This window comes from Nocardia sp. NPDC003482, assembly GCF_053588115.1.
Genome location: NZ_JBSFPI010000002.1, coordinates 41,315 through 53,705 on the forward strand (window position 1 = coordinate 41,315; position 12,391 = coordinate 53,705).

The 12,391-nt window shown below is 68.3% G+C and carries 13 protein-coding genes; 11 read left to right on the top strand and 2 right to left on the bottom strand.

The genetic code is table 11. From position 1 onward, the window contains the following. Positions 1-31 precede the first annotated feature (31 nt). Complete coding sequence (locus tag ACWDSJ_RS03355) at positions 32-1,987, top strand: acyl-CoA dehydrogenase family protein (protein WP_450029052.1); 1,956 nt, start codon at positions 32-34, stop codon at positions 1,985-1,987. Between the two features lie 60 nt (positions 1,988-2,047). On the opposite strand, the gene ACWDSJ_RS03360 is transcribed toward ACWDSJ_RS03355, so the two are convergent. After that, positions 2,048-3,127: an epoxide hydrolase family protein gene (locus ACWDSJ_RS03360; protein ID WP_450029053.1), complete on the bottom strand. Its 1,080-nt coding sequence runs from the start codon at positions 3,125-3,127 to the stop codon at positions 2,048-2,050. 303 nt (positions 3,128-3,430) lie between these two features. Here ACWDSJ_RS03360 and ACWDSJ_RS03365 point away from each other — a divergent pair, with 303 nt between their 5' ends. From ACWDSJ_RS03365 to ACWDSJ_RS03385, 5 genes are all read left to right on the top strand, one after another. After that, positions 3,431-4,393, top strand: a complete 963-nt coding sequence (locus ACWDSJ_RS03365; protein WP_387358307.1) for an alpha/beta fold hydrolase — start codon at positions 3,431-3,433, stop codon at positions 4,391-4,393. A gap of 100 nt (positions 4,394-4,493) precedes the next feature. Continuing rightward, on the top strand, positions 4,494-4,784 hold the full coding sequence (locus ACWDSJ_RS03370) for a hypothetical protein (RefSeq protein WP_387358309.1): 291 nt from the start codon (positions 4,494-4,496) through the stop codon (positions 4,782-4,784). A 314-nt stretch (positions 4,785-5,098) separates the two neighbouring features. Further along, entirely contained in the window at positions 5,099-5,926 is an 828-nt protein-coding gene (locus ACWDSJ_RS03375; protein ID WP_450029054.1) for a hypothetical protein, read from the top strand. Positions 5,927-5,941: 15 nt separating this feature from the next. After that, complete coding sequence (locus ACWDSJ_RS03380; protein WP_387358313.1) at positions 5,942-7,876, top strand: fumarate reductase/succinate dehydrogenase flavoprotein subunit; 1,935 nt, start codon at positions 5,942-5,944, stop codon at positions 7,874-7,876. A gap of 2 nt (positions 7,877-7,878) precedes the next feature. Beyond that, positions 7,879-8,625 carry a succinate dehydrogenase/fumarate reductase iron-sulfur subunit gene (locus tag ACWDSJ_RS03385; protein WP_450029055.1) on the top strand — a complete coding sequence of 249 codons (747 nt, stop codon included), beginning with the start codon at positions 7,879-7,881 and terminating at the stop codon, positions 8,623-8,625. 58 nt (positions 8,626-8,683) lie between these two features. On the opposite strand, the gene ACWDSJ_RS03390 is transcribed toward ACWDSJ_RS03385, so the two are convergent. Further along, entirely contained in the window at positions 8,684-8,881 is a 198-nt protein-coding gene (locus ACWDSJ_RS03390; RefSeq protein WP_387358317.1) for a hypothetical protein, read from the bottom strand. 337 nt (positions 8,882-9,218) lie between these two features. Between ACWDSJ_RS03390 and ACWDSJ_RS03395 the strand changes: the two genes are divergently transcribed. From ACWDSJ_RS03395 to ACWDSJ_RS03415, 5 genes are all read left to right on the top strand, one after another. Then, the gene (locus ACWDSJ_RS03395) at positions 9,219-9,422 is read left to right on the top strand and encodes a hypothetical protein (RefSeq protein WP_450029056.1); all 204 of its coding nucleotides are present in this window, start codon (positions 9,219-9,221) and stop codon (positions 9,420-9,422) included. After that, on the top strand, positions 9,419-9,682 hold the full coding sequence (locus ACWDSJ_RS03400) for a hypothetical protein (RefSeq protein ID WP_450029057.1): 264 nt from the start codon (positions 9,419-9,421) through the stop codon (positions 9,680-9,682). Before ACWDSJ_RS03395 ends, ACWDSJ_RS03400 begins: the two co-directional genes overlap by 4 nt. A 133-nt stretch (positions 9,683-9,815) precedes the next feature. Next, positions 9,816-10,598, top strand: coding sequence for a DUF4190 domain-containing protein (locus ACWDSJ_RS03405; RefSeq protein ID WP_450029058.1), 783 nt, complete (start codon positions 9,816-9,818; stop codon positions 10,596-10,598). Between the two features lie 54 nt (positions 10,599-10,652). After that, on the top strand, positions 10,653-11,405 hold the full coding sequence (gene fabG / locus ACWDSJ_RS03410) for a 3-oxoacyl-ACP reductase FabG (RefSeq protein WP_450029059.1): 753 nt from the start codon (positions 10,653-10,655) through the stop codon (positions 11,403-11,405). A 90-nt stretch (positions 11,406-11,495) separates the two neighbouring features. Continuing rightward, complete coding sequence (locus ACWDSJ_RS03415) at positions 11,496-12,383, top strand: helix-turn-helix domain-containing protein (protein WP_450029060.1); 888 nt, start codon at positions 11,496-11,498, stop codon at positions 12,381-12,383. Positions 12,384-12,391: the final 8 nt, after the last annotated feature.

The window sequence follows — 12,391 nt, forward strand, 5'->3', positions numbered from 1 at the left end:
TGTGATTCTCATCACGTCCGAGGGAGGCAGCATGGCCACCACCGCGAAAGTCGACGCCACCGAGGAACAGGCCCGCGCGCTGGTCGAGGAATCGCGCGAAACCACATGGGCGAAGCCGTCGTTCGCGAAGGAGATGTTCCTCGGCCGGTTCCGGCTCGATCTGATCCATCCGTTTCCCGAGCCGCCCGCGGCGGATACGGCCCGCACCGAGGCGTATCTGCGGCGGCTGCGGGCCTTCGCCGAGACCATCGACGGCGCGGCCATCGAGCGGACCGCCAAGATTCCCGACGACGTGGTCCGGGGGTTGGCCGAACTCGGCTGCTTCGGGCTGAAGATCCCCGAAGAGTATGGCGGACAAGGGCTTTCGCAGGTCGGCTACAACAAGGCGCTGATGGTCGTCGGGTCCGCGCATCCGAGCCTGGGCGTGCTGCTGTCGGCGCATCAGTCCATCGGCGTGCCCGAACCGCTCAAGCTCGCGGGCACCCCCGAGCAGAAGCGGGAGTTCCTGCCGCGCTGCGCGAAAGGGGCGGTGAGCGCGTTCCTGCTCACCGAGCCCGACGTCGGATCCGATCCCGCGCGAATGGCCTCCACCGCCACCCCCACCGAGGACGGGCAGGGCTACGAGCTGAACGGCGTGAAGCTGTGGACCACCAACGGGGTCGTCGCCGAACTGCTCGTGGTGATGGCCCGGGTGCCGCGCGGCGAGGGGCATCGCGGCGGCATCTCCGCGTTCGTGGTCGAGGCCGACTCCCCCGGCATCACCGTCGAGCGGCGCAACGCCTTCATGGGCCTGCGCGGCATCGAGAACGGGGTCACCCGGATGCACAACGTGCGGGTGCCCCGGGCCAATCTGATCGGCCGGGAGGGCGACGGGCTGAAGATCGCGCTCACCACCCTCAACGCGGGACGGCTGGCGATTCCGGCGCTGTGCACGGCCGCGGCCAAGTGGTCGCTCAAGATCGCCCGCGAGTGGTCGGCCACCCGGGTGCAGTGGGGCCGCCCGGTCGGCGAGCACGGCGCGGTGGCCGCGAAACTGTCCTATATCGCCGCGACCACCTTCGCCCTGGAGGCGGTGCTCGATCTGTCCGCGACCATGTGCGACGAGGCCCGCAACGACATTCGCATCGAGGCCGCGCTGGCCAAGCTGTGGGCCTCGGAGATGAGCTGTTCGATCGCCGACGAGCTGGTGCAGATCCGCGGCGGGCGCGGCTACGAGACCGCGGCGTCGCTGGCCGCGCGCGGCGAACGGGCCGTGGGCGCCGAGCAATTGGTGCGCGATCTGCGCATCAACCGGATCTTCGAGGGCTCCAGCGAGATCATGCGACTGCTCATCGCCCGCGAGATGGCCGACGCGCACATGGCCGCGGCCGGGGCGCTGGTCGAGCGCGACGCCGCCCTGAAGGCGAAGGCCAAGGCGGCCGTCGGGGCGGGCGGCTTCTACGCCAAGTGGTTCCCGCAGCTGGCCGTCGGTCCGGGCACGGTGCCCGCGTCGTACGGCGAATTCGGGGCGCTGGCAACGCATCTCAGGTTCGTGGAGCGGATGTCGCGCAAACAGGCCCGCGCGCTCATGTACGCGATGGCCCGCTGGCAGGCGAAACTCGAATACCGCCAGGGCTTTCTGGGCCGGGTCGTGGACATCGGCGCGGAGCTGTTCGCCATGGCGGCGGCCTGCGGGCGCGCCCGGGCCCTGCGGGCGGCGGACAGTCCCGAGGCCGACGCCGCCGAGCGGCTGGCCGACACGTTCTGCGCCCAGTCCCGCCTGCGGGTGCGTCGCCTGTTCGACGCCCTGTGGGACAACACCGACGACGCCGACACCGCCCTCACCCGAGCCGTCCTCGACGGCCGTGTGCGCTGGCTCGAGGACGGGGTGCTCGACCCCAGCGAGGGCACCGGCCCCTGGATCGCCGAATGGCAATTCGGCCCGTCCACCGAACCGAACCTGCTGACCCCGTTCCTGCCGTCCACGAAAACCACCGCGCACCCCTAGAACTCGCGTCGAACGGCCGGGGTCGGTGGCGAACTCCGGCCGCCGCGCCCGAGGGTCGGGTCAGTGACGCTCGGCGAAGAAGGCGCGGAGGTCGGCCGCGTAGGCGGTGGGCTGGTCCATGGTGATGAAGTGGTGGCCCGGGGGGTTGGTGGTGGGCCAGTGCACGATGTGGGCGGTGCGTTCGGCCAGGCGGCGGATGCCGGGGGCGCCGCTGTAGACGCCGGTCGGGACGGTGGACGAGCCGGTGGGCCAGCGGAATTCGGTGGTCTCGTAGTAGGGCCAGGACGAGGTGGCGAAGGTGCGGGTGAACCAGTAGACGCTGAGGTTGGTGAGCAGGGCGTCGCGCGCGATGCCGCCGAGTCCGCCGAAGTCGCCGAATTTCTGGAGCATCCAGGCCAGCGCCGCCGCCGGGGAGTCGTCCCAGCCGTACGCGAAAGTCTGTGGGGCCGAGCGCAACAGCGCGTGATGGTCGACGCCGTGCACCCAGTCCGCGGACATCATCGCGTCGTGGGCCGCGCGTTCGGACGGCGAGAGGTCCGGCACATCCTCCGGCGTGGGGAAACCCAGCCCGGCGGTGACGTACAGCCCCGCCACCCGGTCCGGCGCGGTCTCGGCCAGCGCGGTGGCGACGTAGGCGCCGAGGTCGCCGCCCTGCACCCCGTAGCGCCCGTAGCCGAGCCGGGCCATGAGCTCGTGCCACATGCGGGCCACCCGCTCGACGGTGCAGCCGCCACGCGGGGCGGCGGAGAAGCCGAAGCCCGGGACCGAGGGCACGACCACGTGGAAGGTCTCGGCCAGCGGTTCGATCACGTCGGCGAACTCGACGAACGAATTCGGCCAGCCGTGGTCGAGGATCAGCGGCAGCGCGGCGGGGTCGGCGGAGCGGACATGCAGGAAATGGACGTCGAGGCCGTCGATCTCCGTGAGGTACTGCGGAAACCGGTTCAGCCGGTCCTGCTGTGCGGCCCAATCGAATTCGGTGGCCCAGTACTCGGCCCACGCGCGCACCTCCGCGACCGGCACGCCCCGGCCGTCGCCGGGCAGGGACCGGGACCAGCGGGTCCGGATGAGGCGGTCGTGCAGGTCGTCGAGGTCGGCGCGGGGGATCTCGATGCGGAAGGGGCGGATCTCGGTGCTCATACGAAGGACCGTAGGAGCGCTCTAGGACTGATTCGGTCCTAGATGATCTCCTCATTTTATCCACTTCTCTCGCGATGGCACTAGATATCTCTATACAAAGACAGAAGGGCGTGCCTTGCTGTTTCTAAGTAGATCTACGCGAATGACTAGAAAGACCTAGATTACTGTCGAGAGCCGACCCGACCGCGCGGTCTATCCCCGGCACCGGTTCGGCAACGTGTGCATAACAGCAGGTTCGAGGGGTTAACGAGACGGCAACTCCCATCGACATCCGGGCAAGAGCGGACTCTCCAGGAGCACGTCATGTCCCCCATCGCCCTTCGCACCGTCGCCCCCGACGGCCGCCGCGTCGTCGTCACCGCCGACGACGGCACCCCGATCGTCGCGCGCGACTTCGGTTCCCCCGACGCGCCGCTGACCGTGGTGTTCGTGCACGGCCACTGCCTGCGCACCGAATCCTGGTCGCTGCTGCGCGACGAGTTGCTGGGGCACTGGGGCGCCGACACCCGGATGGTCTTCTACGACCATCGCGGGCACGGCGAATCCGGCGCCGCGGATCCGGCGACCTACACCATCGACCAGCTCGGCCACGATCTGGACGCCGTGCTGCGGACCGTCGTTCCCACGGGACCCGTTGTGCTGGTGGGACATTCGATGGGCGCGATGGTCGTGCTGGCCTTCGCCCGGCTGTTCCCCGAGGCCATCGGCACGCGGATCGCGGGCATCGGGCTGCTCGCCGGGGCCGCGGGCGGGCTCACCGCGCTCGGCCCGGCCCGCTTCCTGAACCGGCACACGGTCGGCTCGCTGCGTCTGGCCGTGCGGCGCGCGCCCCGGATGATGCTGGCCTCCAAGCGCCTCGGCGGCCGCATCCTCGAACCCATGATGCGGGAGGCGGCCTGCGGCGCCCGCCGGGCCGGACCGCGCCTGACCGCCGTCGCGACCGCCGTCCTCAACGACACCCCGCTGCTGACCATGGCGTCGTTCCTGGACTCGCTGATGCGCTTCGACGAGACCCCTACGCTGCGCCTGCTGAGCGATCTGCCCGCCCTCGTACTGGCCGGATCGGCCGACGTGATGATCCCGTTCGCGCATTCGGTGGTGCTCGCCTCGCAGCTGGCGGGCGCGGAGCTGGTCCGCCTCGACGGCGCTGGTCACAGCGTCATCGGCGAGCGGACCGCGGAGGTCGCCGCGGCCGTCTCGGCGCTCGTGGAGCGGGCGCTGGGCAGCGTCACCGGACCGACCACAGCGTTGGCCGCCGCGGGTTGAGGGTTTTTCACAGCCTTTTGCTACGGCCGAATCCGCGATCTTCGCGTACTGTGTTAAAGATCACCTTGTGTGGTCGATCACACGGTTCGAGGAGGATTCCATGACCCGTAGCGAGATTGCCGAACTGCGCTTCGCGGTGGGCCAGCTCCGGCACTGCATCGGCGCGCTGCGCTCCCACTACGGAGACGCCAACACCGTCCGCCGCCTGGAGAACGACCTCGAGCGGCTCGCCATCGATGCCGAGGACTTCGAGCAGTCGCCGCCGCCGGAGGTCGCCGACCGGCGCGCCCAGGACGTCATCTACGTCCCCGACGCCAAATCGGACGAGGCCGCGTGGATGGGCGCCCAGGACGAGGGCCTCGGCTTCCACTCCCGCCCGCGCACCAAGTAGGGAGGCCCGCCCGCGTCGGGCGGCGTTGCTGACAAGTGGCGGGACAATCGGGCCGGAACCGGCCCCGATTGTCCCCACTGTCCGAAATGCCTTGTAGTACAGCACAATTCGTGCGTGTTGCTTACGGTTCACTACCCCGGACCGCGCGCCCGCAAGATCAGAAAATGTGGCGCAAATCATATGACTCGAGGCGGGTCGATATTTCCGGGACCCGTCACACGTCATAGCCCGGTTGTCGTATGGTGCTCGGCATCACATTCGATGCCGGAGGTAACGATGACGTTCCACGGGGTAGATCAGCGAGGCATCCTGCAGTGAGCGCACCCACACGCGCCCCCGAACCGGGCACGGGAGTATTCAGCAAAGGCCGAGCGGCCATCTCGCCGCGAACACTGCGCACCGATCGCTGGTGGATCCCACCGCTGGTCACCGTGCTGGGCCTGGCGGCATTCATCGTCTACGCCACCATCAGAGCCTTTGTGCGCACGGCGTATTGGGACGACCGGTACCACTACCTGACGCCCTTCTACTCGCCGTGCGTGAGCACCTCGTGCGCCGACGGCTCGAGCCACTTCGGCCACTGGGTGGGCGCGCTGCCGATGTGGATCCCGTTGGGATTCCTGGTGTTGCCGTTCCTGCTGCTGTTCCGGTTGACCTGCTACTACTACCGCAAGGCCTACTACCGCGCGGTCTGGTTCTCGCCCCCGGCCTGCGCGGTCGCCGAACCGCACGCGAAATACACCGGGGAGACCCGGCTTCCGCTGATCATCCAGAACGCGCACCGCTACTTCTTCTACGTCGCGGTCGTGGTGTCGGTGGTCAACACCTACGACGCGATCAAGGCGTTCCACGGCGAGGACGGCGGATTCGGTTTCGGCCTGGGCAATCTCGTGCTCTGGGTGAACGTCATCCTGCTGTGGGTCTACACGCTGTCGTGCCACTCGTGCCGCCACATCGCGGGCGGGCGGCTCAAGCACTTCTCCGCGCATCCGGTCCGCTACTGGTTCTGGACCCAGGTCTCCAAGCTCAACACCCGGCACATGCTGCTGGCCTGGACGACCCTGGGCACGCTGGTGCTCACCGACTTCTACGTCATGTTGGTCGCCAGCCACACCATCTCGGATCTGCGATTCGTCAACTAAGGAGTATTCGGTTCCATGCCTGAAGTCGAGCGGCACAAGTACGACGTCGTCGTGATCGGGGCCGGTGGCGCCGGATTGCGCGCGGTGATCGAGGCCCGCGAGCACGGTCTGTCGGTCGCGGTGGTGTGCAAGTCGCTGTTCGGCAAGGCGCACACCGTGATGGCCGAGGGCGGCTGCGCGGCGTCCATGGGCAATGCCAACGAGAAGGACAACTGGCAGACCCATTTCAAGGACACCATGCGGGGCGGCAAGTTCCTCAACAACTGGCGCATGGCCGAACTGCACGCCCAGGAGGCGCCGGATCGGGTGTGGGAGCTGGAAACCTATGGGGCGCTGTTCGATCGGACCCCGGACGGCCGGATCAGCCAGCGCAACTTCGGCGGCCACACCTATCCGCGCCTCGCGCACGTCGGCGACCGCACCGGCCTCGAGATCATCCGGACCATGCAGCAGAAGATCGTCTCGCTGCAACAGGAGGACTTCGCGGCGACCGGCGACTACGAGTCGCGCATCAAGGTTTTCGCCGAGTGCACGATCACCGATCTGCTGAAGACCGACGGCAGGATCGCCGGAGCGTTCGGATATTGGCGCGAGTCGGGCCGTTTCATCCTGTTCGAGACCCCCGCGGTGGTGCTCGCGACGGGCGGGGTCGGCAAGTCCTACAAGGTCACCTCGAACTCCTGGGAGTACACCGGCGACGGACACGCGCTGGCGCTGCGGGCCGGGGCGACGCTGATCAACATGGAGTTCCTGCAGTTCCATCCGACCGGCATGGTCTGGCCGCCCAGCGTCAAGGGCATCCTCGTGACCGAGGGCGTGCGCGGCGACGGCGGCGTGCTGAAGAACAGCGACGGCAAGCGGTTCATGTTCGACTACATCCCCGCGGTCTTCAAGGGTCAGTACGCCGAGACCGAGGAGGAGGCCGATCAGTGGTTGCGCGACAACGACTCCGCGCGCCGCACCCCGGACCTGCTCCCCCGCGACGAGGTGGCCCGCGCGATCAACGAGGAGGTCAAGGCGGGTCGTGGCACCCCGCACGGCGGGGTGTACCTGGACATCGCCTCGCGGTTGCCCGCGGCGGAGATCCTGCGCCGCCTGCCGTCGATGCAGCATCAGTTCAAGGAACTCGCCGACGTCGACATCACCAAGGAGCCGATGGAGGTCGGGCCGACCTGTCACTACGTGATGGGCGGCATCGAGGTCGATCCCGACACCGGCGCGGCGACCGTGCCCGGATTGTTCGCCGCCGGTGAGTGTTCCGGCGGTATGCACGGTTCCAACCGGCTGGGCGGCAACTCGCTGTCGGATCTGCTGGTGTTCGGGCGCCGGGCGGGTCTGGGCGCGGCCTCCTACGTCGAGGAACTGGGCGACGGGCGGCCCGCCATCGCCGACGACGATATCGCCGACGCCGCGAAAACCGCGCTGGCGCCGTTCGATCCGCCCGCCGAGGGCACCGGGGAGAACCCCTACACGCTGCACACCGATCTGCAGCAGGCGATGAACGATCTGGTCGGCATCATCCGCAAGGAACACGAACTGAAGCAGGCCATCGAGCGGCTGGCCGAACTGCGCGAGCGGTTCGACCACGTGACCGTCGAGGGGCATCGGCAGTTCAACCCGGGCTGGCATCTGGCCCTGGACCTGCGGAACATGTTGCTGGTCAGCGAGTGTGTCGCGCAGGCGGCGCTGCTGCGCACCGAGAGCCGCGGCGGACACACCCGCGACGACCACCCGCAGATGGATCCGCAGTGGCGCAACAAGCTGCTGGTGTGCCGCATGGATCCGGACGGGGTGGGCCAGACCGTGCCCGCCGTGACCGTCACGCCGCAGGATCAGGTGCCCATGCGCGCCGACCTGCTCGCCCTGTTCGAACTGGGCGAGCTCGAAAAGTATTACTCCTCGGCAGAACTCGCCGGACATCCGGCCGCTGCCGCGAAAGGGGATGCGTAGCAATGGGTTACGACGCCCGATTCCGGGTCTGGCGCGGCGACGACGAGGGTGGCGCGCTGCAGGACTACACCGTCGAGGTGAACGAGGGCGAGGTCGTCCTCGACATCATTCACCGGTTGCAGGCCACCCAGGCCCCGGACCTGGCCGTGCGCTGGAACTGCAAGGCCGGTAAGTGCGGTTCGTGTTCGGCGGAGGTGAACGGCCGCCCGCGCCTGCTGTGCATGACGCGGATGTCGACCTTCACTCAGGACGAAATCGTCACTGTGACACCGATGCGCACGTTCCCGGTCGTGCGGGATCTGGTGACCGATGTGTCGTTCAACTACGAGAAGGCCCGGGAGATCCCGTCTTTCACGCCGCCCGCGGATCTGAAGCCCGGCGACTACCGGATGAAGCAGCAGGATGTGGAGCGCTCCCAGGAGTTCCGCAAATGCATCGAATGCTTCCTGTGCCAGAACACCTGTCACGTGGTGCGCGATCACGAGGACAACAAGAACGCCTTTGCCGGGCCGCGCTACCTCATGCGCGTGGCCGAACTCGAGATGCATCCGCTCGATGTCGCCGACCGCCGCGAGATGGCCCAGGAGGAGTTCGGGCTCGGCTACTGCAACATCACCAAATGCTGCACCGAGGTCTGCCCCGAGCACATCAAGATCACCGACAACGCCTTGATCCCGCTGAAGGAGCGCGTCGTCGATCGCCGGTACGATCCCATCGTCTGGCTGGGCAACAAATTGTTCCGGCGCTGACGCGCCGATCCGGAAACAATTGAGCGGCAGGGGTTCTCACCCCTGCCGCTCGATTTCGTCAGAGCATCGACACCACACCGACCGCGACCACCGCGACCAGCATCCCGAACAGCAGCGACGACAGAACGGCTCCGGTCAGTACATATACACCTGCCGCAGATACCGCGAACAGCAAACCTACGATCAGTCGTTCGACCCAATCACCGGGTAGCAGCTTGCGGTCCCGGGGAGAGGTGTTTCTCAACCCACGGTCCACGAACAATGGAGTACCCGTCCGTTACGTCCGCAAACATCGCTTCGTTGCGAAACAGCCGTCGAGTCGTAATCTCCGTGCGCACAGCGGGTTTCGGACATTCCTCGCCGAACCGACCGCTGCTGAGAATTTGCCGCAAATCCTCCCGGATCTGCCGAAAATCCACCCACCGGCGGGTCGGCTGAGGGATGCTAGGAGTGTGCCCGGAGCAGTAAGACGCTCGGTCCCTTCGCACTCCTGAACCCTCCGGGCGCGTTCAGGATCCGTCGCAGGAACGAGGAGTCATGGCAGTACTGCGCTTTGCCCCAACCGGTTTCGGCTCGCGGACGGAGGTGGCGGCATGCAGCTGACCAACCTGCACACACCCGTGGCCGCGCTGCTGCGCTGCGGCGCCGATCCGGGCGTCATGACCGTCGAACAGGCCCATGCCGCAATGCAACTGCATCTGGAGTGCGCGGTCGACACCTGCAAGGTGCGCCGCCGCGCCCGCGCGGTCCTGGTGGAGGAAGGCCGCTGCGTCCTCGACGAACGGGCGCTGCCGTGACCGCGCCGCGCGCGGGACGGCACGCCGCCCGGCAGCGGCACGCGGGCGGGCGACACGCCCGCACCCACGGCCGCGGCCCGCGCCCGCTCTATCCGACCCGCTCCGGTCCCGCCCGCCACGCCGCGCGGCCCGCGGTTCGCCAGCCGCGTTCGCGCACCGCGCTGAATCGATACGATCGCTTTCTGATCTGGAGTGCCGGATGGTTGCTACATCTGCGGATCGTGCTGCTCGGTGAAAATCCGGTGAGTTGGGACCGGTAGCTCCCGCCGACAAGATCGAATAACCCGCTCCGGAACGAAGGGGTTGCGGGCATCGCTGGGCCCCTTATCCTCTTCGTTATCGGGGCGGGTACGTTCGTCGAGGTTCCTGCACGAGTGATGTGAGAGGAACCGCATGGCCAGAAAGCAGTCTTCGGAGATCGAACGCTGGCCGGAGGTCGACGAGGAGCGGTGGCCGGTGGTGGAACCCGACGAGGATCGCTGGGAGGCGGCGCGCAATCGCCGCCGGGCGGCCGAACCCGAGGAGGAGCGCTGGGAGGACGAGCGCTGGGAGTCCCCGGCCCGACGGCGCACCGGACGACTCCGGGTCGAGGTGCCGCCCATCGTCAATCCCTACGCGATCGTGGCTTTGGTGGCCGCCCTGGTGGGACTGTTCCCCGTGGCCATCGTGTTCGGGCTCATCTCCTTCAGCCATCCGCGCGGGCGGGCGATGGCCCTGTTCGCCTTGATGATCGGCGTCGCGGAGGTGATGCTGCTCGCGGGCGTGATCGTGCTGTCCGGTTTCACGCTGCCCCGCCCCGAACTGCGCGGCGCATCGACCACGGTGGCGACCACGGTCGTGACGGTCGCGAGCCAGCCCCCCACCACCACCGCCGCGCCCCCGAGTTTCGCCGCCCCCGCGCCCACCTCCTCCGCCACGCTGACCCCGACCGTGGTCACCAAGGGCGAGACCTGCGCCGAGACCCAGGCCGCGCTGATCGGCACCGCCGCGGACGGCAGCACCCTGCTGTGCCTGCGCGGCGGGAGCGGCTATCGCTGGAGCGGCCCCTACGCGGTGTCCACCGCGGTGAATTCCGTTGGCGCCAAATGCGTTCCGAGCACGGACAAGACCGCCCGCACCGCGGACGGCCGGGCGCTGGTGTGCGAGCGCAACGTCTGGACGCTGTGGGTCGAGTAGGCGATTAGGCTCGGTACGTTCCGACGTACCTACCCATCGCAGAGAGGCGAACCCATGGTGGACAGAGTCGCAGTCGTATCCGGAGCGGCCCGCGGGATCGGGGCGGCCGTCGCACGGCGGCTCGCCGCCGACGGCCTGCGCGTGGGCGTGCTCGATCTGGACGCCGCGGCCTGCGCCGACACCGTCGAGGCGATCACCGCCGCGGGCGGAACGGCCCTCGCGCTGGGCGCCGACGTCGCCGACGAGGAGTCGGTGGCCGCCGCGGTGCGGCGGCTCGAGGAGGAGCTGGGCGGGCCGACCGTGGTCGTCAACAACGCCGGGATCCTGCGCGACAACCTGCTGTTCAGGATGAGCGTCGACGACTGGGACGCGGTCATGAACGTCCATCTGCGCGGCGCGTTCCTGCTCACCCGGGCGACGCAGAAGTACATGGTCGAGGCGAAATGGGGGCGCATCGTCAACATGTCGAGCACCTCGGCGCTGGGCAATCGCGGTCAGGTGAACTACTCCGCGGCCAAGGCCGGGATGCAGGGCTTCACCAAGACCCTCGCGCTGGAACTGGGCAAGTTCGGGGTGACCGCCAACGCGATCGCGCCCGGTTTCATCGTCACCGACATGACCGCCGCGACCGCCGAGCGGGTCGGCGTGTCGTTCGAGGAGTTCCAGAAGGCCGCCGCCACACAGATTCCCGTGCAGCGCGTGGGACGGCCCGAGGACATCGCGCACACGGCGTCGTTCCTCGTCAGCGAAGGGGCGGGTTTCGTCTCCGGCCAGGTCATCTATGTCGCGGGCGGGCCGCGGGATTGACGGCGGGTTAGGATTGGTACGGCGCGATGAGTTTACGAACGTGAGCACAGCGCGCCAGGGATGATCTTCCGAACATCGGAGTAGGGCCTCATGATCCCAGAACCGATCCGCACCGAACTGGTCGAGTCGCGCATCGCCGACCGCGGACCGACGGCCCTGCGCATCGCCATCGGCGGGCAGCTGCGCAAGATGCGCCAGGAGCGCGGCATCACGCGCGAGGCGGCGGGCGATCACATCCGCGGTTCGCACGTCAAGATCAGCCGACTCGAGTTGGGCCGCACCGGTTTCAAGAAGCGCGACGTCGAGGATCTGCTGACGTTGTACGGGGTCACCGATCCCGAGCAGCGGGCGCTGTTCATGAAGCTGGTGCGCAAGGCGAATCAGCCGGGCTGGTGGCATCAGTACTCCGATCTGCTGCCGCCCTGGTTCGAGACCTACCTCGGCCTGGAGAGCGCCGCGAAGACCATCAGAACCTTCGAGGGCCAACTGATTCCGGGCCTGTTGCAGACCGAGGACTACGCCCGCGCGGTGGTCTCGCTCAGCATGGACAACGCGACCGCCACCCGGCGGGTCGAGCTCCGGCGCAAACGCCAGGAGGTGCTCGACCTGCCCGGGGCGCCGTCGCTGTGGGCGGTGCTCGACGAGGCCGTGCTGCGCCGCCCGATCGGCGGCCGCGAGGTCCTGCGCGAACAGCTGCGGCATCTGGCGAAGATGTCCGAGCGGCGCAACATCATCCTGCAGGTGCTCCCCTACCACGCGGGAGCCCATGCGGCGGCGGGCAGTTCGTTCACCATGCTCCGCTTCGCCGAACCCGAGGTGCCCGACGTGGTGTACCTGGAACAGCTGACCAGTGCGCTGTATCTGGACCGTCGGCCCGACCTCGAGCTCTACCGCGTCGTCATGGAACGGCTCGTGGTCCAGGCCGAGACGCCGGAACGCTCGCGGCAGCTGTTGCTCGAGGCCGCCGACCAGCTCTGAGCGCACGG

Excerpts from the sequence above, each read along its gene's own strand:
- ACWDSJ_RS03365 (WP_387358307.1), top strand. The coding sequence starts at position 3,431 with ATGTCCCCCATCGCCCTTCGCACCGTCGCCCCCGACGGCCGCCGCGTC.
- ACWDSJ_RS03380 (WP_387358313.1), top strand. The coding sequence starts at position 5,942 with ATGCCTGAAGTCGAGCGGCACAAGTACGACGTCGTCGTGATCGGGGCC.
- ACWDSJ_RS03395 (WP_450029056.1), top strand. The coding sequence starts at position 9,219 with ATGCAGCTGACCAACCTGCACACACCCGTGGCCGCGCTGCTGCGCTGC.
- ACWDSJ_RS03360 (WP_450029053.1), bottom strand. The coding sequence starts at position 3,127 with ATGAGCACCGAGATCCGCCCCTTCCGCATCGAGATCCCCCGCGCCGAC.
- ACWDSJ_RS03415 (WP_450029060.1), top strand. The coding sequence starts at position 11,496 with ATGATCCCAGAACCGATCCGCACCGAACTGGTCGAGTCGCGCATCGCC.
- ACWDSJ_RS03385 (WP_450029055.1), top strand. The coding sequence starts at position 7,879 with ATGGGTTACGACGCCCGATTCCGGGTCTGGCGCGGCGACGACGAGGGT.
- ACWDSJ_RS03405 (WP_450029058.1), top strand. The coding sequence starts at position 9,816 with ATGGCCAGAAAGCAGTCTTCGGAGATCGAACGCTGGCCGGAGGTCGAC.
- fabG (WP_450029059.1), top strand. The coding sequence starts at position 10,653 with ATGGTGGACAGAGTCGCAGTCGTATCCGGAGCGGCCCGCGGGATCGGG.
- ACWDSJ_RS03370 (WP_387358309.1), top strand. The coding sequence starts at position 4,494 with ATGACCCGTAGCGAGATTGCCGAACTGCGCTTCGCGGTGGGCCAGCTC.
- ACWDSJ_RS03355 (WP_450029052.1), top strand. The coding sequence starts at position 32 with ATGGCCACCACCGCGAAAGTCGACGCCACCGAGGAACAGGCCCGCGCG.